15 protein-coding genes, 4 tRNA genes and 1 pseudogene are annotated in these 22,245 nt (G+C 68.0%); 12 read left to right on the forward strand and 8 right to left on the reverse strand.

The genetic code is table 11. The annotated features are described in order from the left end of the window. Positions 1 to 86: 86 nt before the first annotated feature. Positions 87 to 2,981, reverse strand: coding sequence for an NACHT domain-containing protein (locus ACFQ3T_RS02830; protein WP_380719409.1), 2,895 nt, complete (start codon positions 2,979 to 2,981; stop codon positions 87 to 89). A gap of 1,764 nt (positions 2,982 to 4,745) precedes the next feature. Here ACFQ3T_RS02830 and ACFQ3T_RS02835 point away from each other — a divergent pair. Together ACFQ3T_RS02835 and ACFQ3T_RS02840 are read left to right on the forward strand one after the other, a co-directional pair. Further along, positions 4,746 to 5,183 carry a tyrosine-type recombinase/integrase gene (locus tag ACFQ3T_RS02835; protein ID WP_380719411.1) on the forward strand — a complete coding sequence of 146 codons (438 nt, stop codon included), beginning with the start codon at positions 4,746 to 4,748 and terminating at the stop codon, positions 5,181 to 5,183. After that, entirely contained in the window at positions 5,180 to 5,326 is a 147-nt protein-coding gene (locus tag ACFQ3T_RS02840; RefSeq protein ID WP_380719413.1) for a hypothetical protein, read from the forward strand. The genes ACFQ3T_RS02835 and ACFQ3T_RS02840 overlap by 4 nt, the downstream gene beginning before the upstream one ends. Here the strand turns inward: ACFQ3T_RS02840 and ACFQ3T_RS02845 are convergent. From ACFQ3T_RS02845 to ACFQ3T_RS02860, 4 genes are all read right to left on the reverse strand, one after another. After that, positions 5,300 to 5,371: transfer RNA gene (locus ACFQ3T_RS02845), tRNA-Val, on the reverse strand. The two genes, ACFQ3T_RS02840 and ACFQ3T_RS02845, sit on opposite strands and share 27 nt — an antisense overlap. Before the next feature lie 49 nt (positions 5,372 to 5,420). After that, positions 5,421 to 5,849 carry a TIGR02611 family protein gene (locus ACFQ3T_RS02850; protein ID WP_380719415.1) on the reverse strand — a complete coding sequence of 143 codons (429 nt, stop codon included), beginning with the start codon at positions 5,847 to 5,849 and terminating at the stop codon, positions 5,421 to 5,423. A gap of 25 nt (positions 5,850 to 5,874) precedes the next feature. Then, the gene (locus ACFQ3T_RS02855; protein ID WP_380719417.1) at positions 5,875 to 6,672 is read right to left on the reverse strand and encodes an anti-sigma factor; all 798 of its coding nucleotides are present in this window, start codon (positions 6,670 to 6,672) and stop codon (positions 5,875 to 5,877) included. Continuing rightward, the gene (locus ACFQ3T_RS02860) at positions 6,669 to 7,316 is read right to left on the reverse strand and encodes an RNA polymerase sigma factor (protein ID WP_380719419.1); all 648 of its coding nucleotides are present in this window, start codon (positions 7,314 to 7,316) and stop codon (positions 6,669 to 6,671) included. Before ACFQ3T_RS02860 ends, ACFQ3T_RS02855 begins: the two co-directional genes overlap by 4 nt. Positions 7,317 to 7,558: 242 nt before the next feature. Between ACFQ3T_RS02860 and ACFQ3T_RS02865 the strand changes: the two genes are divergently transcribed. The 9 genes from ACFQ3T_RS02865 to ACFQ3T_RS02905 all read left to right on the forward strand — a co-directional run bounded on the left by ACFQ3T_RS02865 (position 7,559) and on the right by ACFQ3T_RS02905 (position 13,872). Continuing rightward, complete coding sequence (locus ACFQ3T_RS02865; protein ID WP_073893954.1) at positions 7,559 to 7,984, forward strand: SsgA family sporulation/cell division regulator; 426 nt, start codon at positions 7,559 to 7,561, stop codon at positions 7,982 to 7,984. 147 nt (positions 7,985 to 8,131) lie between these two features. Then, positions 8,132 to 8,204: transfer RNA gene (locus ACFQ3T_RS02870), tRNA-Gly, on the forward strand. Positions 8,205 to 8,262: 58 nt separating this feature from the next. Further along, positions 8,263 to 8,334: transfer RNA gene (locus tag ACFQ3T_RS02875), tRNA-Cys, on the forward strand. Between the two features lies 1 nt (position 8,335). Further along, positions 8,336 to 8,410, forward strand: a tRNA-Val gene (locus tag ACFQ3T_RS02880). Positions 8,411 to 8,765: 355 nt separating this feature from the next. Continuing rightward, the gene (locus tag ACFQ3T_RS02885; protein ID WP_380719421.1) at positions 8,766 to 9,518 is read left to right on the forward strand and encodes an ANTAR domain-containing protein; all 753 of its coding nucleotides are present in this window, start codon (positions 8,766 to 8,768) and stop codon (positions 9,516 to 9,518) included. Positions 9,519 to 9,720: 202 nt separating this feature from the next. Then, a complete protein-coding gene (locus ACFQ3T_RS02890) occupies positions 9,721 to 10,128 on the forward strand; it encodes a hypothetical protein (RefSeq protein WP_380719423.1) in 408 nt (135 codons plus the stop codon). 770 nt (positions 10,129 to 10,898) lie between these two features. Next, complete coding sequence (locus ACFQ3T_RS02895) at positions 10,899 to 12,461, forward strand: PP2C family protein-serine/threonine phosphatase (protein ID WP_380719425.1); 1,563 nt, start codon at positions 10,899 to 10,901, stop codon at positions 12,459 to 12,461. Next, positions 12,458 to 13,522, forward strand: coding sequence for a cobalamin B12-binding domain-containing protein (locus tag ACFQ3T_RS02900; RefSeq protein WP_380719427.1), 1,065 nt, complete (start codon positions 12,458 to 12,460; stop codon positions 13,520 to 13,522). The genes ACFQ3T_RS02895 and ACFQ3T_RS02900 overlap by 4 nt, the downstream gene beginning before the upstream one ends. Continuing rightward, a complete protein-coding gene (locus ACFQ3T_RS02905) occupies positions 13,519 to 13,872 on the forward strand; it encodes an STAS domain-containing protein (protein WP_380719429.1) in 354 nt (117 codons plus the stop codon). Before ACFQ3T_RS02900 ends, ACFQ3T_RS02905 begins: the two co-directional genes overlap by 4 nt. Before the next feature lie 356 nt (positions 13,873 to 14,228). On the opposite strand, the gene ACFQ3T_RS02910 is transcribed toward ACFQ3T_RS02905, so the two are convergent. The 3 genes from ACFQ3T_RS02910 to ACFQ3T_RS02920 form a co-directional block, all read right to left on the reverse strand. Then, the gene (locus tag ACFQ3T_RS02910; RefSeq protein ID WP_380719432.1) at positions 14,229 to 16,916 is read right to left on the reverse strand and encodes a beta-L-arabinofuranosidase domain-containing protein; all 2,688 of its coding nucleotides are present in this window, start codon (positions 16,914 to 16,916) and stop codon (positions 14,229 to 14,231) included. A gap of 543 nt (positions 16,917 to 17,459) precedes the next feature. Further along, a complete protein-coding gene (locus ACFQ3T_RS02915; RefSeq protein ID WP_380719434.1) occupies positions 17,460 to 20,270 on the reverse strand; it encodes an MGH1-like glycoside hydrolase domain-containing protein in 2,811 nt (936 codons plus the stop codon). Between the two features lie 685 nt (positions 20,271 to 20,955). Next, entirely contained in the window at positions 20,956 to 21,132 is a 177-nt protein-coding gene (locus ACFQ3T_RS02920) for a hypothetical protein (RefSeq protein ID WP_380719436.1), read from the reverse strand. Positions 21,133 to 21,974: 842 nt separating this feature from the next. On the opposite strand from ACFQ3T_RS02920, the pseudogene ACFQ3T_RS02925 reads away from it, so the two are divergent. After that, a pseudogene (locus ACFQ3T_RS02925) lies at positions 21,975 to 22,245 on the forward strand (LacI family transcriptional regulator); the annotation flags it as partial.

The raw sequence follows: 22,245 nt of genomic DNA on the forward strand, positions 1-22,245 counted from the left end.
CTACATACCAACATCCGCTGGCAGAACCTGCACGGAGACGCGGCTTCAACTCGGCCATGTACCCTCGGCGGCGACTGGCGAACTGCTCACCCGACCTCGGTCATGGCATAACTGATCGCCGCGCTGAGCAGCGCACGGTGCCGGGGGGAGTGGGCGAGTCGGACGACCGACCCGCCCTGCGAGCGATCGTGCTCGATCGCCCAGTCGAGCAGTTCCCTCGGACTGGTCTGGGGCGCATAGCGCCATAGGTCCGGTTTCACAGCACCGGCGGAGCCTTTGATCGGAGCGGGCAGCGTGCGTTCGACGAACTCAAGCAGCGTGTCCAGCGATTGGAGGATGGAAACGCACGACCGCAGCGCTCCTGGCGGGGCTGCCTCGAGCACTTGGAGCAAAGCAAGCAGTTCACTGGGACTGCGTCCGGCGCGCTCGCGAATCTCAGCGAACAACCGCTCCTCAGTCATCTCTCCCGCGACGATGCTAGCGGCGATGACATCCTCCGACGCGAGCTTATGCACGGGCTGTTTCATCAATCCAAACCCTACGATGACGACAATGATGAGCGCCGGGTAGTCAATATTCTGTTCAATGTCACCACGGATCGGCAGGTCCACTGGCAGGATCGCGAGTACAGCGCCCATTATGATCAGTAGAATTACTTTCGGCGTCGAGCGGAGACCTCGCAAGCGATCCAAGACCGCGTCGGCATGGTGACTCCATTGCTCGCGATAATGCGGAATCGCACGCAGCACTCCCTGAGGGAAGATCCATGGACGTTTACCAAATGGGTCATGGATAACGGCGGCGATCATCGCCAACGGCCAACTGAACACCCAGAGCAGAGTTATATTTTGCAGGAGATTGCCGGAAAAGGTCACCACAGCGAGAGTCAGACTAAGGGCAGCCGGCCCACAGACAAATCCACCGACGTACGTCAGAACTCTAAGCCCTCGGGCCTCAAAACGCCCCAGTGAGGCTATCCCTGCTCGCAGGCGCCAGGCGAGCAGGGCCAGCAGTGCTCCCGAGCCGTAGAGCATGAGTCGGAACGGGATATCGGCCGCATTCGTTGCATAGGCCGCGAGAACGATGGCCAACCCGAGCGAGGTTGGCATCGCTGTCGTGACGACCCCTTCGAGGACACGCGGTAAGAGACCACGCCCCTGGTCGGAGCTCGGTAGCATGTACACCGGCCCGTCGGCACAGGCACCCACAGCGCGACTCAGCATGACCACGCGCTCGACGTACGTCAATTCATCGCCGAGCTGCATCGCGATATAAGAAGTGGTCCGTCGATCGTATCTAAGCGTAATGGCCTGCCGGTATAACTCCAGAACCTGCGTCGCCGTGCACAGGGAGACGAGTGCAGCTGCGGCTTCCCGTTCATGCTGGCCGCCGCCGAACACCGCCTGCCACACCAGGCGGTCCGCCAGTTCCCTTAGCTCAGAAGGTATTAGTAGCCGGGGACGCGCACGATCGGCATCGCAGACGACCCGCAGCGCATGCAGTACTTCCGGCGACCAATGGAACGAACCCAGAGGCGGCAGTTCATTCGACGTAGTCGGCACATCGCACTGCATCCTGACCAGATCGGTGACCCGTTCCATCACGCGGGCTGCGTACGCGTCGTCGGCGCGTGTCAGAACCGCCAAGAGCACCTCACGGGCCGCTTCCGTGCGGACCATATCGAGGATCATGCTGTCCAGCCGGTGCCGCAACATATGACTTGCGGCCAGGTGTGTGCCGACGACTGAGAATCGGAACGCGAACGCTCCGCGTTCAATGCGTCCTAGCCGAACTGTCAGGAGTGCCGCCACGTCGTCCACCGGGGATCCCATCAACAGATGATAGGCAACATATTCCGCTTGTTCGCGCGATGGCTCGTCAAGCGGCCCTGGATCCGATTGCCGATCAATGCGGCTTCCAATGAACGATTCGACGGCTTCTTCACCGGCATCCAGATGTGCGCCGAACTTCATGAGCAAATCCGGCGTTCTGAGAAGTTCGGGCGGGAAACGTGCGTCGGGTAACGCCATGCCCTGCTTCGCCAGCAGTTCGCGTACCTGGTTCCGGTCAGGGGGACACACGACGAATACCGGATGCGCACCGAAGAAACCGTCACGGACCGCGATGACAGCGCGGTCGCGATCGCGATGCCGCATGAAGTTGCGCAGCGCCTCGAAGTACTCGATCTCTTGTTCACGAGTCAATTCGGCATTTAGGTCGAACACGAAGACCCAGCGCGGGCCGTTGACTACCGCGAGGTATGACTCCAACTTCGCAGCGAGCGCGGTGTTGCCCCTGGATACCGACCGCGCGAGATGGCTGCGGATGAGATCCTCGTCGATCGGACCGTCGACATCGGAAATACGGACCCTTACATGTACGACGAGCTCCCGCGGTCGGCGGTCCGATCGCACTGTGCGACAGATATCGGAGGCGAACTGCCACAAGGCGACGGTCTTCCCACTGCCGGCAGGTCCGGCGACAACGGACACAGATGCCGTTGGCATCCGGGTACTTCTTAACCGTGACGACGAAGGCCTACTTCTCCCGTACCATGTAACCTCCGTGACCCTTTCGATTCGCAACGGAACGTAATTCGACGCCACAAAGTCACTCGGTTCCTGCTCACGGTGAATCGCGCGGTCCACTGCATCGGCAATTTCCCGCAACACGGACAGGTCCGACGACGGGGTGAACAAAGCGGTAAGCGAGCCGACCACTATAAGAATGAGGCCAATCAGCAGAAACCCGGCCAGCACTCGGCCGTCAGCTTCCCACAGTCGCACTCCGCGCTCACGCAGTGCCACCACCGAAGTGATCATGGCGACCGCGCCCAACGCGGCCGTCAGCCAACCGAAGAGGGGGCGAAACGACCTTGTCTCACCACGACCGCGCACAAACTCGAACAAGAATGCCACAAACGCCAGCACGGACGCCGAACCGGAGAACCACTCTCCAACAGCCCCGACGGCCTCGACCACCGAACGTAAGTCCTCGGACACTCCACCCCCTGCTGGGTCGCCTGTACTCGTATCTGGGACAGCTACACCACCGTTACATCCCTCCCCGCACAGTCCTGCCACCCCAGCCTGATCGCCTACCTCGACCCACGCCCTCTACCACACCGGTCAAACGAGGCGCGTCCGGAGTGCGCACGTCCTACCAGTCATCACCGATCAAGTAGCAATCACCGGACTCGACATCCGCCGATGACAGTGACTGGGCGGCATCCTCATTAAATGCCGCGTCCGTCCAACCCCTGGGAGCAGCGCTGTGGGAGCAGATTGGGAGCCGCAGGACGCGCCCAACAGCACCCAACGACTCCCAGTCACGGTGAACTGCACCCACGGAACGTATTGGAGACTCATTTCCGCAGGTCAGAGTGCATGTTGATCTACGTTGACACAGTAGAAGTCCTCAGAGACGTCTTCAACTGCACCCAACGGCACGAAACCGCAGGTAACAGCACTCAACCGCACCTGCGACAAACCTCGAACATGAGTGACCACATACGGAACTCACGACACCAAGTGTGGTCACCGACCACTGGACAACCGAGGAACCCGTCAGACCCACCGACACCTCCAGCCGCGGCAAGCCCTTACCGAGCCCCTGCTCAACCATGTAGTCGATCGTGGCCGCTCGCGGCTCCCCGCCCGTATGGAACGAACTGGGGTCCGGGGGTCAGCGGACGTACTGGTGTGCCACGTCCACGGACACTCGCACTTCCGCCTCCATCGCGTCCGCAGCCTCCCGCACCATCGGCGGCAACGTACCCCGCTCGAACGCGGACGCATCCTCAGCTGGCGGTCGGCCTGGCAGACAGCGCGCAGTAGCTCAGCGGTGGCAGACCGGTGTGGTAGGCCGTCCATGAGGTGACCAGCAGGTTGGGGTTGGGGATGCGCGCCGTCCCGTGCCCACGGCGGTCAGACCGTCATGACGACCCCGGTAGTCGAACACGCCGTGCCCGTCACGGCATCCCGCGCACTGAAAGGGCAGGATGATGGGCATGCCTTCGTTGGTGAGGGCGCTTCCCTCCCCTGACTGAGAGCGAGATCCAGGTGGAACGGCAGTATGAGCACTTCGCCATCGTCACGAGAACCCCGTCCTGCGCTGCAGGATCCGGCGTCGTTCTGCCGGCGTTGAGTTGACGGGAGCGGGGCGGGTGCATGAGGAGGACGGACACGAGTACTCCTACCTCGCATGGGTGGACTGGGGAGCCACGGCGGACGACCCCACCGGGTTACTCCGCACGTGGGTGGTTCCCAGCGGGGCCGAGAGAGAGCAGCGTTACGTTCTAGGCACCGGCTGGCAGAGGAGCTACGTCCTGGAGGACTGGCACCGCGGGCGTCACGACGGCAGGTTCGACCGGATCGACCGGGCTACCGCTGAGCGGATCATCCAGCGCTGGGAACAGCGTCGTGTCGAGTAGGGCCCGGGGATCGTGTTCAGCCCTACGGCAGGCGGCGGTGAGAGTCGTGGCGGCACTCGAATCCGCCGGACACCGTGATATGGAACGACTGCCGACGGACGGCGACTGTCCAGCGCCCATACACGCCGGTCCGGGGCGAGCTCACCGGTCCGACCCATCACGAGGATCCGGTGCTGCGGTCATCGATCGCCCGGACGTGACACACCATGTCCGTCGCGGTGCGGCGGGAACCGCTGGTCGATCCCGATCCTCGCGTCCGCAGGGCGGCGACTGTCCATCCGCCCCCGCTGGCGCCCGTCGACCCGTATGCCGCGTGCCAGCCGATGAGGCCACCCGTAGCGGGAGGAGCGTCCTACGCCGACTACCCCGGTTCCTGGTCGACCTGCTCGACGACCACCACGACCGCCACCCCCACGCCCGCTTCGTCTTCACCGGAACCGACGGCGGCTTCCACCGACGCTCCAACTTCCGCCGCCGCGTCTGGCTACCCGCCCTTCGCGCCGATACCGCCACCGACCGACCGCGGATCAACCCCGACATGCACTTCCACGACCTACGCCACACCCACAAGACCTGGCTCATCGAACACGGCGTCCCCGAAGTCCTCCAGCACAAGCGCATCGGCCACAAGTTCCACGGCGTCATGGGCGTCTACTCCCACGTCACCCAACCCATGATCGACACCATGCTCACCGCACTCCAACACCGCTGGGAGCAAACCCAGGAGCAAACGGGGAGCACGAACCCATGACCACCTTCGCAAATACGGAGGTGGTCAAGATCATCCGCTCCCAATTGCTCCCCGCAACGATCAACGGCCCGCAGACGAAGATCGTCTACGAGCCGTTGACCTGCACAAACATACTGTGGGCGATACTGGGATCGAACCAGTGACCTCTTCGGTGTGAACGAAGCGCTCTCCCGCTGAGCTAAACGCCCGTATTCGGTTCTCACTCCCGCTCTCGCGGTGTGGCCATAGCTTACAACATCATCCCCGCGAACCAAAAATCGGGCTCTCCAACCAGGCCCACTCGAGCCCGAACCAGCCGCCGACCAGCGCGAACGCCCCCAGCAGCCAGCACGTCAACGCCACCACGAGCCCGGTAGCCGCGAGCACCAGGGCCTTCACCACGAGGTTCTGGCGCTTCAGCCACTCGACCCACGCGTCGTAGTAGCGCTTGGCGAACCGGAGCACCCGCCCCGCCCACTCGAACTCCGTGGCGAGGATCGCCAGTCCGGCGAAGACCACGAGCCACCCGGGACCGGGGTACGGGATCATCAACACGCCCGCGACCAGCACCAAGCCGCCGACCACACCGACACCGATGCGGTAGGTCAGGTTCAGCGCCGGGTTGCGCCGGAACCAGCTGCGGTGCTCCGCCCCCTCGGCGGTGTCCTCGCGATGCTCCGTGGTCATGCGCACATCATCGCTCATGCGTTCCTCACGCGGGGCCGACCTGGCCCGATGCCAGCACTTCGGACGGTGACGCGGGCGCCTCGCGGCCCGGTTCGAGCGAGATCGCGAAGCCGTTGTGCTTGTGCGCGTCCGGCGACCACCGCAGCAGTCGGACGTCCGAACCGTCCGCGGCGACGTCGAATGTGGCCAACGCCACAGGATCTCTGGTGCTGGTGCCCCACACCACATAAGTCTGCCTCGTCGCGTCGTTCGACGGGAGTCTCATCGGCATGACGGCGGCGTCGGCGTCACCGGACAGCAGCACGGCCAGCGGGTCACCGGTCTTCGCCCGGAGCACCGCACGGTTCGTCTCGGGGTCCGCGGCGACCTGGAGCGCGCGCTCCAACTGCTCGGCCCGCGTCCCCTGCTGCGCGACCTGGTCGCTCAGCCGGTCGAACTGCACGCCCGCGACGCCTGCCACCGCCACGACGATCAGCGCGGCCGCCGCGACGAGCGCCTTGCGCCCCCATCCGCCGGACGGACGACGTCGCCGCGAGTCCAGCGACACGGGCTCGGCCACGCGTTCCGGCGCCTGTTCCTGCGGGGTGTCCGCGATCGCGGCCATCAGACGGGACCGCAGGTGCTCGGGCGGTTCGTGCTGCCGAACCGATCCGCCCAGCGCGGCGGTCACCTCCTGGGTGGAGCGGACCGTCCGCCGGCACCGCTGGCACTCCGGCAGGTGGGCGCGGAACCGCGTCTCCTCGTCCGGTTCGAGCGCGTGCATCGCGAACCCGACCGCGAGCTCCTCTTGGGGGCACCAGTCGTCCCTCTGCTCCCGGGTCACCGGTGTGCTCCCGTCGTCCTGCCCGGCGCGTCTCCGCCGGTTTCCCCTGCCCATGCCGACTGCAGCACGGTCCGCAGCCTGCGTATCGCGGCGAACGTGCGCGACTTCACCGTGCCCAGGGGTATGCCGGTCAGCGCCGCGACTTCTATCTGTGTGTAACCGCCCAGGTACGCCAGGGCGATGACCTGCCGCTGGTCCTCGGGCAGCCGTTGCAGCGCCTCCCGCACCTCGGCGCCCACGACACCCGTCAACGCGGCGTGGTCGGCGCCGTCGGACGGCGGGATGTTGCGCTCGGACAGCTCGTCGGTCAGCGGGACACTTCGTCTACGCTGGGTGTTCTCCCGACGTACGGCGTCGACGGCGCGGTGGTGGACCACAGTCATCAGCCACGTGCCGAAGCCGCCGCGGGACCGGTCGTAGCCCGCCGGGTTGCGCCACAGGACCAGGAAGGCCTCCTGGACCACGTCCTCGGCCAGTCCGGGGTCGACGCAGATGCGCCGAGCCAGCGAGTACGCGGGCTTCGCGTAGCGGTCGTACAGGTCACCGAACGCCGCGCGGTCACCCGTCGCGACCCGTCCGACGAGCTCCACATCGGAGGGACGTCGATCGGGTTCCCGTCGCGGCGGAGCGGGTGAGTCAGCCACCAGAGAGGTCCTCACGTCCAACATTCGCGCAACAGCCGGTACCGGGTTCAGGTTAAACCCAGCAAGATGGGGACCAGCCCGACGGCGTGGACACGGAGCGCATCGAGGAGGTCGCCCAGTGGAGTTATATGGCCCCAATCGGGTGATAAACACCCTCGGTTCGAGCGTTCCTCGCCACATATACGTCACAAGTAGAGAACTCGGTCGTTCCATTGGCCGGAAGGGAGAAGAGGGTAACGACGATGCGCAATGACCACGTGACACTCCGCTCAACAGCGGTCTTCGACCTGCTGGCGCCGCGGACCCCGGCCGTCCCGGTGCAGGTGGAGCTTCGCTATGACACGAAAGACCCGTACGCGGTAGTCGCCGCGTTCCGCACCGGCCGTGCCGGGTGGGTCGAGTGGGTGTTCGCCCGCGACCTCCTCGCCGACGGCCTGATCGCCGACGCGGGTGACGGCGACGTCCGCATCCGACCGGCCGCCGACGACCCCGAGGTCGTGGTGATCGAACTCAGCTCGCCGTCCGGCCACGCCATGTTCGAGGCGTCCGCGCAGGAGCTCGCCGACTTCCTCGACCGGACGTACGACGTCGTGGTGCCCGGCAACGAGCACCTGTGGGTCGACGTCGACGAGGCCCTGACCCACCTGATCTCCAACGATCTGACGTAAAAGCGCAGGTAGCGGGCCTGCCGGGGGATCAAGGGACCCCCGATTTGATCCCACTGCGGTCCATGTAATAAAGTTCCTCTCGCACCGGGGAAGACCGGAACGACAGCCCCCAAAAGGGGAAAAGTTCCCAGAAATCCCTCGGAGCATGCGGATGTAGCGCAGTTGGTAGCGCATCACCTTGCCAAGGTGAGGGTCGCGAGTTCGAGTCTCGTCATCCGCTCGGCAGAGGGCCCCTTGGGCTCAGGCCATACTCCTGAGTGCTAGCCTTCGGGAATCATGGCGGAGTGGCCGAGTGGCTTAGGCAAGGGCCTGCAAAGCCCTGTACACGGGTTCGATTCCCGTCTCCGCCTCGGACGATTAGCTCAGCGGGAGAGCACTACCTTGACACGGTAGGGGTCACTGGTTCAATCCCAGTATCGTCCACCATAGATAAACGCAGGTCAGACAGCCCGTCGGTGATCTTCACCGGTGGGCTGTTCTGCTGTCGTGGGAGCAAATTGGGAGCAAACGATCTTGGCGTGATCGTCAGGGTCGAGCCGCTGCCGGTGGCGGTGGCGTTCCAGGTGAACAGCGACGGGGTGGAGCGTGGCGATGCGGGACCCGCTGCCACTGCCGCGTGCATCGGGATCTTCCATCCCCGGACACCCCGACCGGCAGGAGCGGTGCTGTCCGAATGCGTTAGGTTGTCCGACTGGAGGTGTTCAGCAGGGCAGCATCCCGATACCCAGTCCCGCCCGGTCTCGTGGCCGTCGCGGGGCACGGCCCGTCGAGGGGTGCATCGATGACACGTGACCAGGACGTCTCCGTCCGCACACTGGCGTCCGAATTGGCCCGGATGGGCAGGTTGATCGAGGACGAGGAGCACGAAGCCGTCGGGCGCCGGTTCACCGAACACCTGGTCCGCACCGTCCCGGGCTGCGACCTGGCCTTCCTCGCGGTCGACCGCCGAGGTGAAGTCGACATCGTCGCGTCCACCGGTCACCCGCCGCTCGACCTCTCCGCGGACGAGGGCGATCCGGTCCGCGAGGTGCTGCGCTACCGCGAACCGCGCCGCCTGGGCGACACCGGGCAGGACCACCGCTGGCCGCTGTTCGCCTCGCGCCTCGCCGTGCACGGCCACCGCAGCTGCCTCGCGCTGCCCCTGCCCACCGACCACTCCCCCACCGCCGCGGCTGTGCTGCTGTCGCGGGAATCCCACCGGTTCAACGACCACTCCTACGACATCATCCTCATGATCGCCCTGCACGCCGGCGTCGCCCTGGACAACATCGAGGTGCTGCGCCACAGCAAGCAGCTGGTGCGGCACCTGACCACGGCGCTCGACACCCGCCACACCATCGGCCTGGCCCAGGGCCTGCTGATGCGCCACTTCGCCCACGACACCGACCAGAGCTTCGCGCTGCTGCGGCAGGCGTCCCAACACACCAACCGCAAGCTGCGCGACATCGCCCACGACCTCGTCGCCGCACACGAACGCGGCAACTTCGACGAAGCACTGACCCGACACCGCATCACAGCCGTCGCACTGCCATGACCTCCGACGCACACCCGGTATGACCGGATCAGCTGAGGCAGCCGGCGACCACAGCAGCTTCGGCGACGGGGCCACCGGTGCGAGCGTCGCCGCCGAGTCCCGCCCACGCCAGCGCTGAGCCAGCCGGACGCGGGAGCCTGCAGTCCACGCGCGTCGGCACCGGCCGACTGGGTACCCGGACACCGACCGCGGAGGTGTGGTGATGACGACGTCGTTCGAGTGTTCCGCAGAGGTGTCCGCGCCGGTGGCCGTCGCCTATGGGCGCTGGCTGGAGTGGGTCGCCGAGCCGGGCAGCGAGATCATCCAGGAGCGCCCGCACGAGTTCGTCGCCTGGCGGGCACCGTCGGTGCCGCCGCGCACTGGCACGGCGACCTTCCACGCGGTCGACGACTCCACCACCAGGCTGGACCTGCGCGTGGTGGTCGAGCCGCACGGCGTTTACGAGGAAGTCCTCGCCTCGGCCGGGTTGACCACCCCCGACACCGACCTCGAAGGCTTCAAGGAGTTCGTCGAACACCACCACGACGCCATCCAGCCGCACCCCAGCCATCGAACCCCGACCGCCCCGACCAGGTTGCCCGGCATCGGACGGATCATGGGCAAACCCTGACCGCCGTCGCCCCGCCGGGGTCGAGGCGACGCTGTTGGAGTCGCTCTGTCCCCCTCTAGGTGGGAATCGTCTTGCCGGTGACGAACGGAAGCCCTCGCGGCGTCACTTCTCTCGGTCACGATCGCCCGCAATCAGGCAACTTGCGGTCGTTCGAGGGAGTCGACGTGGTCGAAGTGCTGTGCCTCGGAGAGTCGATGGCCCTCCGGCGTATGACGGTCATCTGACCGTGAGCCTCTCCCCCCCCGACTCGTCGGCACCGCGATACGCCAACGCCTGGTCGACCGGCACGGACCTGGGCGAGTTCCGGTTCCTCGCCAGACCCGCGTTCTGATCATCCGGCCGTCAGCTGACCGTGCAATCCGCCACGCCCGCATGACGGTGACGAACCGCTGCGGCCAAGGCCGGTGCCCGTCTGTGTCCACGCGCCGCCCAGAGCGAGGACGATCCTTGCCCTGCGCGCGTCGTCGCGCCCGGTAACCAGAGTAAGCGGCGCGGCACGTTCCACATCGGCATCCGCGGGCGGAGTAGCGGAACACGTGCTGTGATCGCCCGGCTTCTCGGACGAGGGCCGAGGGCGTCCCGGAGCGACGGTGTTCGCGCGGGGTGGCGTCGTCTGGCAGGCTGGGGGTGGGCCCGAGCGGGTCGCAAGGCCGTTGTGGGCGGGTTGTCGTGCGGCGGCGAGTCTGAGATTCGAGTGAGGTGCAGGCGCCCGCACGGGGGCCGACGAGTTCGTGGTGGAGACCAGTCCTGCCGTCCGGTCACCGGGAGGCGTGACCGAGTTCGGGTGGTTGCGCGCGCCTTGTCCGGCCGTGCTCGCCGACGCGGCGGGCGTGGTCCAGGCCGTGAACGAGGCCGCGCGGGCGGTGTTCGGTGACGCACGGCCCGGTCTCGCGCTGTCCGACCTCGCCGACTGGCTCAGCCCGGCGCGCGGTGAGCCGGTGCGCGGGCTGCTCGGTGACCGCAGCTTCGAGGCGCACGCGGTCGGCCACGACGACGGCACGGTGACGTGGTGGCTGGTGGAGGACACCGACGTGCGGCTGGCGCGGGAGGCGCTGCGCGTCGAGCGGGAGCGCACGGCGCTGCTCGGCGAGGTGTCGTCGGCCCTGCTGACCTCGCTCAACCCCGAGCGGTGCATGAAGATCACCGCCGAGCTCGCGGCGGGTCACCTGGCCGACGCGGCGTGGGTCGTCGCACCGGGCGGCCTGCGCGACCACCCGGTCGCGTGGTGCGTGCGCGGCTCCGACGCGGTGCACGTGCGGATGGCGCTCGACCCGCGTGACGTCGCCGGCCTCGCCGAGGCCCTGCAGGGCTTCCCGCCGGTGCCCTCGCGCTGGATCGAGCCGTCCTCGGCGCCGTCCTGGCTGGTGCCGGAGGGGTTCGGCGAGGTGGGGTCGATCGTCGTGACGCCGCTGCCCGGCCACGGCGTCCCGGCCGGCGCGCTGGTGCTGCTGCGCCGGGTCGAGCGGCAGACGTTCAGCGAGGGCGAGGAGTCGTTCGCGCGGCTGTTCGCGGCCCGCGCCGGCGCGGCGATGTCGGCGGCGCGGATGTTCACCCAGCAGCTGTCGATCACCGAGACGTTGATGCGCGAACTGCTGCCGCCCATGCTGCGCAGCGTCGACGGCGTGGAGTTCGCGGGCCGTTACCGGCCCGCACTGGACACCGAACGCGTCGGCGGCGACTTCTACGACGTCCACCGGGTGGAGGGCGGCGAGTCGCTGGCCGTGCTCGGCGACGTGTGCGGCAAGGGGCTGGCGGCCGCCGTGATGACCGGCAAGGTCCGCACCACCCTGCGGGCGCTGCTGCCGCTGGCGAGTGACCACCGGCGGATGCTGAGCCTGCTCAACGGCGCGCTGCTCAGCGAGCACGACACCCGGTTCGTCACGGTCGTGCTGGCGTCCGTGGCCAGGGTGGGCTCCGAGGTGCGGCTGCGGGTGACCAGCGGCGGGCACCTGGCGCCGCTGGTCGTGCGGACGACCGGCGAGGTGCACGAGGTGCCGACCCGCGGCACGCTGATCGGGGTCCTGCCCGAGGTCGACGCGGTGACCGCCGAGGTCGTCCTGGCGCCGGGCGACACCTGCCTGCTGTACACCGACGGGATCACCGAGGCGGTCGGCGGGCCGGTCGGCGGCGAGATGTTCGGCGAGGACCGGTTGCACCGGGTGCTCGCGGCGTGCGCCGGCATGCCCGCCGACGCGGTCGTCGAGCACGTGCACATGATCGCGTCGCAATGGATCGGCGCAGGCGGTCACGACGACATCGCCCTGCTGGCGATCACCGCGCCGCGGGGCAGGCACCTGACCTCGGTGGCCGACACGGGACAGGGGACCGCATGAGCACGACCACCGAGCAGGCGGCCGGCTGCGCGCTGCGGCTCTGGGACGCGGTCGTGGACGGCGACGAGGACCGCGCGGCCGAGGTGGTGCTGGGTGCCCTCGCCGGAGGGCTCGACGCGGAGACCGTGCTGCTCGACGTGGTCGGCGCGGTGCAACGGCGGGTCGGCGCCGAGTGGGCCGCCAACCACCTGACCGTCGCCCAGGAGCACGCGGCCACCGCGATCAACGAGCGCGTGGTCTCGTCGTTGGCCGCGACCGTCGAACGCCCGCCGGTCAGCCGGGGCAGGATCACGGTGTCGTGCGTCGACGGGGAGTGGCACGCGCTCCCCGCGCGGCTGCTCGCCGAGGTGCTGAAGCTGCGCGGCTTCCGCGTCGACTACCTGGGCGCGCAGGTGCCCGCACCGCACCTGATCACCCACCTGCACAGCACCGGGCCGGACGCCGTCGCGCTGTCCGGCTCGCTGGCCACCCGGCTGCCCACCGCGCACGCCACCATCACCGCCTGCCAGGCCACCGGCGTCCCCGTGGTCGTGGGCGGTGCCGCGTTCGGCCCGGACGGCCGGTTCGTGCGGCTGCTCGGCGCCGACGTGTGGGCCCCCGACGCCCGCGCCGCCGCGGACCGGTTGTCGACCGGCCCGCTGCCCCGTCCGCGCGGCGGCTACCAGCCGATAGACCACCTGCCGCACCTGGGCGACCAGGAGTACACGATGGTGTCGCGCACCAGCGGACAGCTCGTGAAAGCCCTCTACACCGGCCTGGAGCGGCGGATTCCCGCGATGGCCTCCTACACCGAACTCCAGCGCCAGCACACCGCCGAGGACCTCGCGCACATCGTCGACTTCTTCGCCACCGCGCTCTACACCGACGACGACGCGCTGTTCACCGGTTTCCTGACGTGGACCGCCGACGTCCTCGGCGCCCGCGGCGTGCCGGCGGGGCACCTGCTGCCCGCGCTGGCCCTGCTCGCGACCGAGCTGCACGACTTCCCTCGCGCCAGGCGCATCCTCGACGCCGCGCGCGACGAGCTGTCCCGCGCCCTCTCCCCCGGACCTGCCGCATGAACCCGCAACCGCTGAACTGCACCCTCGCCATCGTCGACGCCCACACGGCGCGCATCGCCCTGTCCGGGGACATCGTCTACGACAACGGGGACCGGCTGCTCGACGTGGTGGACGAACTGTTCGCCCGGCACGGGGTGCGCACGGTCCGGCTGGACTGCGGCGGTGTCGGCTTCTGCGACTCCTACGGGCTGTCGACGCTGCTCGCGGCCCATCGTCGGGTCACCGCCGCGGGCGCGCGGCTGGTGCTGGACAACCGGCGGCCCGCGCTCGACCGCCTGATGCGGCGGACCCGCACGTTCCACCACCTCACCGGCGCCGTCGAGCGACAACGCGAGGAAGCCGACAGCTGAGGCCACGCCCCGTCACCCGGCCGCGACCGGGCGACGGGCCCGCGTGGGCGCCTCACGTCTTGCGCACGATGATCCGCTGCGACGCGATGAACACCGGCAGCAGGGCGCCGAATCGCCTGTCCTGAACGCACCGACCGGGTCGCCCGCCGCGCGGCTCTGAGCTCACGCGGCGGGCGACCACCGGCCTTCGACGCCGAACGCTACGAACAGCGCAACGTGGTCGAACGCTGGTTCAACCAGCTCAAGCAGTTTGCGGCCCGGCTGCCCGCTACGCCGAACGAGTCGCGCACTGCCAGGCCGAACTCACCATCGCCGCCATCGTTCCCTGGCTGCGGTGACGAAGTGCAGGACGCTTCCTAGATGAAGCGCCAGAGGTGGTCGTTGGTGCCGTTGTCGTCCCAGATGACGATCTGCGCGCCGGGTGCGGAGGAGGCGTTGCCGACACCGAGGACTCGGCCGCCGTTGGCGCACTGGATGCGGAAGTAGCCGCCTGTGCCGTAGCGGAGCCGCCAGAGGTGGTCGTTGGTGCCGTTGTCGGCCCACTGGAGCACGCGGGAACCGTTGGCGGTCGCGGCGTTCTCGACGCCGAGGACCTTGCCGCTGTGCGAGTTCCGCAGCTTGAAGTAGCCACCGGCGTCGGGCACGGCGGTCCACAGGTGGTCGGCGGTGCCGGTGTCGTCCCACTGGACCACGAGGCCGCCGTCCGCGGTCGACATGCCGCGCACGCCGAGGACGAGGCCGCTGGCCAGGTTCTGGATGCGGCGGGCGCCGATGGGCACGAACCGCCAGCGGTTGTCCGCGGTGCCGTTGTCGGAGTCCTGGACGGCCTGCGCGCCGAGGGCGGTGGAGGCGTCGAGGATGCCCAACACCTTGCCGCTGTGGGCGTTGCGGATCTTGTGGGTGCCGTCGCCGACGTCGACGACCGTCCACTTGTGGTCGGCGGTGCCCGTGTCGGACCACTGGAGCACGCGCGCGTTGTCCGCCGTGGACATGTTCTCGACGCCGAGGATCTTGCCGCTGTTGCCGTTGCGCAGCCGCACGGAGGCCCCGTCGGGGATCAGCGACCAGCTGTGGTCCGGGGTGCCGGTGTCGCTCCACTGCTTGGCGGGAGCTCCGTTGGCGGTGGACATCTCGTGCACGCCGAGGACCAGGCCGCTCCCGGCGTTGACCAACTTGAGGCCGGCCGCCGCCGCGGCTCCCCGACCGGGTGCGCGCCAGTAGACCGTGTAGTTGTGGTGGTGGGCGTTGTAGAACGGCACGAGGTCGACCGACGAGCCGTCCGCGGTCGCGGTGAAGGTCAGCGCACTCGTGCTGGTGCGGGTGATCGAGGCCACGTCGAGGCTGGGGAGTGTGCTGAACTGCTTGTCGCCGTAGACGCCCGACAGCACCACGGGGCCGTAGGTGATCGCGGAGACGCCGGGGTCGTCGTTGGCTGCCCGCATGATCACGCGCATGGGCAGCCGGACGGTGACGACGTCCCCGGATGTCCAGGACCGCGTGATGGCGGCGTAGGTGCCGGGGGTCGTCGCGATGTTCTGGACGACTCCGTTCACGCTGACGGCCGCGTCCTTGGTCCACCCCGGGATGCGCACGCGTATCGTCCACGTGCCGGATACGTTGCCGGTGAGGGTGAGGCTGGTGGTGTCGCTCGCCGGGTACGTGGTGGTCTGGGTGACGGTGATGTCACGTTGCGACCAGTTCAGCACCGACGGCATGAACAGGTTCACCGTCAGGGTGGTGCCGTTGTGGAAGTAGATCGAGTCCATCAGCTTGGTGTTGGTCTCGAGGCCGGTGCCCTGGCAGCACCAGAACGTGCCGTAGTCGGTGCTGAAGCTGCCACCGCCGACCCACGGCCCGACCTGGCCACGCCGCCCGCCCGGGTTGAGCGCGGTGAAGTAGCAGACGTGGCCGTGGGCGGAGGCGGGGTTCTGCTGGCCGATCAGGTGGTTGAACAAGGCCCGTTCGTAGTAGTCGAAGTAGGCGGCGTTGTCCGGTTGCAGCTGCCACAGCTCGCGGGTGAGCTTGAGCATGTTGTAGGTGTTGCACGCCTCGGCCGTGTCCGCGTTGAGGTACGCGGCGATGGCGTGCGGCGCGTGGAAGTGCTCGGCCTGGCTGTTGCCGCCGATGACGTAGGTGTGGGCGGCCACGGTGATGTTCCACGCGTTGGTGGCGATGTCGCGGTAGCGGGTGGTTCCGGTGGCCTTGTACTCGCGGGCCGCGCCGATCCACTTGGGCACCTGGGTGTTGGCGTGCAGCCCGCTGAGTCGGTCCTCACCTGCCGCCAGCGGGTCGAAGACCGCGGCGTGGTCGAACCGCTGCGCCACCTTGAGCCAGCGGTCGTCGTCGGTCTGCTGGTAGAGGTCGGTCAGCACCGCGTTCATGCCGCCGAACTCGGTGCGCAGCGTCGTCTGCATCTGGGCGTAGGTCAACCGGCCGGTGCGCCAGTCCACCCAACCCGCGAGCCGCAGCAGCACGTCACGCGCCTGCGTGCTGCCGAGGTAGCGCCACACGTCCAGCAACCCTGCCATCGTCTTGTGCACGCCGTAGTACGGCACGCCCTTGCGCTGACCTGTCTCGACGGTGTCGAAGTCCGACTCGGGGAACGCGGACAGGTAGCCGGGGTTGAACCCCGCCGCCTCGTTGTTCGCCTGGCACTTCGCCATCTCCGCGACCATGTGATCGGCCTTGTCGCGGCACTCCTCGTCACCGAGCACAGCCCACGCCTGCGCGCATGCGGCCAGGAAGTGCCCCTGGGTGTGGCCTCGGATGTCGGAGTCGGGGTGCTCCCACCCGCCGCACGCCGTCACGTCGTTCGTGGACAACCGGTGGTTGGCACGGAAGTTGTAGAGCAGCCGGTCCACGTCCAGGAACCGCAGGTAGGTGAGCGTGCGGTTCTGGTTGTCCAACCAGCGGCTCTCGGTCAGGCGGACCTGCCCGAGTTCGAACGGGTGGGCCGACACACCGATGTCGCTTCGGACAGGCGCCACCTGGGCCAGGGCGGTGGGCCCGCCGATGACGGGCACGGCGGATGCCACTGCGGTCACGCCTGCTGCTTGCAACACGGTGCGCCGACTCAGTGCTGGAGACATGGGGACACTCCGTAGAGGTGAAGTGTCGGCGACTCGGCCGGGTTCGAGGCCTGGCCGCCGGACAGCGGTTGTGCCGGGTGGAGAGGCCGTGGTCAAGCTGCCGCGTGGCCGCGGCCGCGGGCTGGGGTCACAGCGCTCCAAGACCACCGCGCGGTGATGGGGCCATGGCGCGTATGGGTGTGCGGTACCTGGCGGTTTGTGTCTCGACCTGCGCGACTGCGATGTGAACGCTAACAACATGTCCCGCGCTGGCTCAAGGAGTGCCTGCACGATTAGGTATACGCAATTGCTCGCAGGCACCCTCGTCGGCGATGACCACGTCGGACGTGGCCATCGGCCGTGCTTCGCCAGGCGGAGCCGGTCCTGACTGGGCCGGTGGCAGCGGTCCGACGGATCACCGTCGGCCGAGCGCGCCGCTCCGTCCCGTCGGGCTGATCACGTCCGAACGCTGTGCCGGGCACGGGCTCCCTTCGCCCGTGCCCGGCACAGTTCGTGGCGTCAGCTCAACGCGAACTTCTGGGCGTCCGCGCCGTTGCAGTCCCAGATCTGCAGGCGGGTGCCATTGGCCGTGGCACCACCGGGCGCGTCGAGGCACCGACCCGACTGCGGGTTCCGCAACGAGCCGTTGGTCTGCTGCACCCATGCCTGGCCGCCGGTGCCGTTGCAGTCCCACAGCTGGACCTGGGTGCCGTTGGCCGTGCCGTTGCCGCTGATGTCGAGGCAGCGCCCCAGTGTGCGCACCCGGTTGTCGGGCGTCAGCGTCCAGTGGTGGTCGACCGCCGTGGCGATGCAGTCCCACAGCTGGACGGCCGCACCGTTGCCGCCGCTGTCGTCCCCGGCCACTTCGACGCACTTGCCGGCCGGTCCGGTGATCGGCCCTCCGCCCGACACGAAGAACTTCTGGGCGTCCGCGCCGTTGCAGTCCCAGATCTGCAGGCGGGTGCCATTGGCCGTGGCACCACCGGGCGCGTCGAGGCACCGACCCGACTGCGGGTTCCGCAACGAGCCGTCGGCCTGCTGCACCCATGCCTGGCCGCCGGTGCCGTTGCAGTCCCACAGCTGCGCCTGGGTGCCGTTGGCCGTGCCGTTGCCGCTGATGTCGAGGCAGCGGCCGAGCGAACGCACCGTCCTGTCCGCGTGGTGCGTCCAGTGCTGGTCGACCGAGGCGCCTTCACAGGTCCACAACTGGACCGCGGCGCCGTTCCCGCCCGTGTCCGCGCCGGCGACATCGACGCACTTGCCGCCGGGGCCGTTGATCACGCCGGCCGGAGGCGGCGGCGGAACGGAGTCGACCCACACCTCGAATTCCGCGAGACCCCAGCCGTTGCCCCCGCCCGGGTTGGGCGCGACGACGCGCAACCGGCTCGTGGCGATCGCGGGGAAGGTCACCTCGTTGAGCGCGTTGGCCTTCGGCGAGCCGGTCCGCCTGACCTGGTTGGGCACGGTGACCCAACTCGACCCGTTCCAGTACTCCACGTCGTAGCTCGCGGGCGTTCGCACCCCCCGGCCGTCGTCGTAGAGGTAGAAACGGATGTTGTCCACGCTGGTGTTGCGCTGGAAGTCGACGGCGTACCAGTCGCTCGTGTTCGGGGAGCCGTACGACGTCCACCGGGTGTTCGGCACGTCGTGGTAGCTCGTGCGTCCGTCCACGGCCTTCCAGACGCTGTCGGCGCCGCCGCCGAACGTGTAGGACGCGGACGGCTGGGTGCCGCTCTGCGACTGGGTGCGGTTGGCCGCGACGTTCACCAGGGGGTTGTTCGGCGGGGTGATGGCGTCGCCGACGTCAACGGTGACGTTGCCGACCGTCGCCTGCCCGAGCACCTGCACGCCGTCGACGTAGACCTTGAAGCCGCTGCCCTTGCCGTAGTGGGTGCCGTCCGCGTCGTACATCACCGTCAGGTTGTGACCGTGGTACGGCAGGTTCTCCAGCGCCCAGTGGTCCCACGTCGTCGGTGCCAGTGGCTTGATCTGCACGGTGTCGTCGGCCTGGGGGCGGATGCCCATCAAGCCGGTGATGACCAGGTCGGTGAATGACGAGTGGTTGTAGTCGAGGCTGTGGCCGGGCGCGTCGTAGAGCCACGAGTCGTTGTCCGGGTGGTGCGCCTCGGCGACGTACGGCACTCCGTTCTTGTGCTGCGTCAGCGCGAACGTGCGGAGCTGGTCGTAGTAGTTGTCCCGGGTGACGTACTGCTGCGCCGGGTAGTCGTTGAGCAGGTTGGCCATACCACCGAGGACGAACGAGGTCGCGTACGGCCACGATGGGCCGTTCCACCGGCAGCAGCCGAGAGTGGCCTCGTGCATGAACAGCGAACTGCGCCGTTCGGTCGATGTCGGCCCGTAGGCGGCGGCGAAGCCGTCGGGGTCGAACAGCTGGGCCCACGCGACGTTCTTCGAGGCGTCCGGCATGTTGAAGTACCAGGGGAAGAGCCCGTAGATCTCGCGGTCGTTGAGCAGCGCGCCCGATGGGTTGTTGTCCCGCTGGCGGTGGTAGAAGAAGTTGCGGTTCGAGTCCCACAACTTCGAATCCATGTTCGACTTCAACGCGTTCGCGCGTTTCGTGAACTCGGTCGCCGTGTCGTGGTTGCCGTTCATCGTCGCGATCTTGGCGATGGCGAGGGCGTCGGCGTACTGGTAGGCGTTGATGCTCGACCGGAAGCCCGCGCCACCGCCGAAGTGGTCCTTCGACTGGTACGCCGCCGAGTCGTACTCCATCGCGTCGAGCAGCGGTGAGGTCCAGTACAGGCCGAGCGACGAGTCGAACTGGTTGCTCCAGCCGTTGTACTGGTCGATGAGATCCTGTTCGAACTGCTTGAGGAACGCCGCGTCACCGTTGGCGAGGAAGCGGTCGTAATAGGAACTCGCGGCCCAGAACGTGTACTGACGGCTCCGATCGGCGCCGAGGCCGCGCATCCAGTAGTTCTGGTAGTCGTTGAGGTAGGACTGGTCGCGGACCCACCGCCCGTCGTGGATCACGTGTCCGGCAGCCGCGTTGATGGCACCGCCCGCGGCGTTGTAACCCACATCGGGGAGGAATTCACTCGACGTGTAGCCGTTGGCCGGGTCGAGGTAGTTGAGGTGCTCCTGCCACGTGAACCAGCGGTAGTGGTAGACGTTCTGGATCTGCTCGTCCGGGATGTCGAGGAACGGGATGTTGTCGAGGAACCAGCTCTGGTCGCCGACGCCGGCGGCGTCGAGCAGTGCCGCGTGGTTCAGCAGCGAAGTCTGCCCCTGCGAGGTCGCAGGCGATGGTGGCCGGTATGCCGCCGCCGGCTGAAAGTGGGCGAGCGCACCGGCGGTGACGATCGCCACGGCTCCGATCGTCACCGATCGACGAATACGTGTTCGGAGCATCATGACCTCCTTCGGCCGGTCTGCCTTGACCGGCGTGATGTCGACCCGGTTCGGGTCGGTGTCGCGTTGTCCGCGTGCCGTGCCGAGGCACGTGCGGTGTCTTCTCCGGGCACCTTCAGGCTCGGTTCGCCATGTGGTGCCTTGCTCGTCGCAGATCCACAGGACCAACCGCGCCGCTTTGGCGACGCAGGCCAGTTCGGTGCGCGGGTGGAGCCTCGCGTGGACGTTGCCGATGGATCCGTCCAAGCCGCTCCGACGAGCCCCTGTCGTGCTTGGGTGGTCCGCTCCTCAGGAGGGGAACGCGCGAGCGTCCTGGACCTCGCGGCTCCTGCCGCCCCGATGTGGCTGATGCGTCGCGGTGGCCAGGGGTGCGACCACCGCGACGGGTAAAGCGGTCAGGGCGCCCGGGGCGCCGCGAGGGTTCAACCGCTGTCGGCTGTGTGCGTCCGCGGCCGGTTGGAGCCGGAGTCGCCACGCGTCCTGGCGCGCACCGCTCGCGCTGCCGGCGGTGATCACGTCGGTTGGCGCGGCGGAGTCGACGTGCCGGAGGTACCGGTCGGCGCAGCCGGGCGTGGGCACCCGGGACGACCGGACGTGTCCGAGGGCCGCGGGCGCCGGCGACGTTGTACGCGGCACGCGCAGGTCACCCGCCATTGAGGGACTGCCAGTCCAAGCGGGTCTCCTGCGGGCGCGGGTACTCGGGCAGGGGGTTGGTGGTCGGCACCTGGTCGGTCCACGGCGTGGACAACGGCGATGCCTTGGACACGATGGCGGCAGGCGCGACCGGTGTGGAAACGGGCACGGCGACGGGGCTGCGCATGGAACTCCTTCAGGTCGAGGCAACGGGTTGCAACACGGGTGGACGGCGTTCACGCACACGTCCGAGCAGACGTGGTGACCGCGTTCTCGACTTCGACTCCGGCAGCCGATGCCTTGGCGGAGCACCCCACTCCGGGTGAGCGGGTCTCCCGGTCGTCGCCGCTGGCTGCTGGGTGCAGGCCAACTGCGACATGGGGTGCTCCTGACCCGGTGACTCAGGTCACGACGCATTTCTTACATCTTCGATACAACGATGTAAAGACCGGTCGATGCCGGGACGTCCCCGCTTGACCGGTCCACCCGGTCGAACAGAGGCAACGGACGGTCAAGCAGGAGGAGGCGCCGTGCTCGTGGACTCATCGGCCGTGACCGTGTCGGGCGTGGTCAACGGCCACTTCAGACGGACGGAGCCGGTACCGGACCAAGGAGGCACCGCGACACCTGATCGCCTCGGAGGACGCACGCGGATCACAGTGGACCGCTCGCACCCGTCGTGCGCACGACCACACAGCGCTTGCGGGGAGCTACCAACGGGAGCCGGCCGCGGCAACCCCTGGGCCGAGGACGACTTGGCGGCTGTCGCCTGAGCGTGGTGCCCGGCACCGCGAACCCCTCCGGACACACCGGAGCACATCCAACAAGACCAAACACTCTAGGACGAAACTCAACACGATGATCAGATTTTGTGAGTGTTCTTGGTGATTCCAACGATGTAACGAAACACTCAAGTTACGAACGATCTCTTGACGCCCCTGCTTTCCGAGGTTCAGGGTTGCGACCCAGTGACATCGGTCACGCAGCTCGCCGCCCGCCACGTGCCGGGTTCACACGGAGGAAGAACCAGTGTTGAAGAAGATGACGACCGCCGCCGCCGCGGTCCTGTTGGCCGCGTTGACCGCGTGCGGTACCGGTGGATCCGGGGACGCCGGGTCGTCGGGCACCGCCGCCAAGGACGACGGCAAGATCACGATGGGCTTCGCCCAGGTGGGCGCCGAGAGCGGCTGGCGCACCGCGAACACCAAGTCGGTCCAGGAGTCCGCCGCCAAGGCCGGGGTCGACCTGAAGTTCTCCGACGCGCAGCAGAAGCAGGAGAACCAGATCAAGGCGATCCGGT

This window comes from Saccharothrix hoggarensis (assembly GCF_042678885.1).
Lineage (GTDB): Bacteria > Actinomycetota > Actinomycetes > Mycobacteriales > Pseudonocardiaceae > Actinosynnema > Actinosynnema hoggarensis.

What these genes read in the sequence shown, in the direction of transcription:
- ACFQ3T_RS02840 (WP_380719413.1), top strand. Translation starts at nt 5,180, where the DNA reads ATGACCACCTTCGCAAATACGGAGGTGGTCAAGATCATCCGCTCCCAA.
- ACFQ3T_RS02850 (WP_380719415.1), bottom strand. Translation starts at nt 5,849, where the DNA reads ATGACCACGGAGCATCGCGAGGACACCGCCGAGGGGGCGGAGCACCGC.
- ACFQ3T_RS02865 (WP_073893954.1), top strand. Translation starts at nt 7,559, where the DNA reads ATGCGCAATGACCACGTGACACTCCGCTCAACAGCGGTCTTCGACCTG.
- ACFQ3T_RS02885 (WP_380719421.1), top strand. Translation starts at nt 8,766, where the DNA reads ATGACACGTGACCAGGACGTCTCCGTCCGCACACTGGCGTCCGAATTG.
- ACFQ3T_RS02890 (WP_380719423.1), top strand. Translation starts at nt 9,721, where the DNA reads ATGACGACGTCGTTCGAGTGTTCCGCAGAGGTGTCCGCGCCGGTGGCC.
- ACFQ3T_RS02900 (WP_380719427.1), top strand. Translation starts at nt 12,458, where the DNA reads ATGAGCACGACCACCGAGCAGGCGGCCGGCTGCGCGCTGCGGCTCTGG.
- ACFQ3T_RS02905 (WP_380719429.1), top strand. Translation starts at nt 13,519, where the DNA reads ATGAACCCGCAACCGCTGAACTGCACCCTCGCCATCGTCGACGCCCAC.
- ACFQ3T_RS02920 (WP_380719436.1), bottom strand. Translation starts at nt 21,132, where the DNA reads ATGCGCAGCCCCGTCGCCGTGCCCGTTTCCACACCGGTCGCGCCTGCC.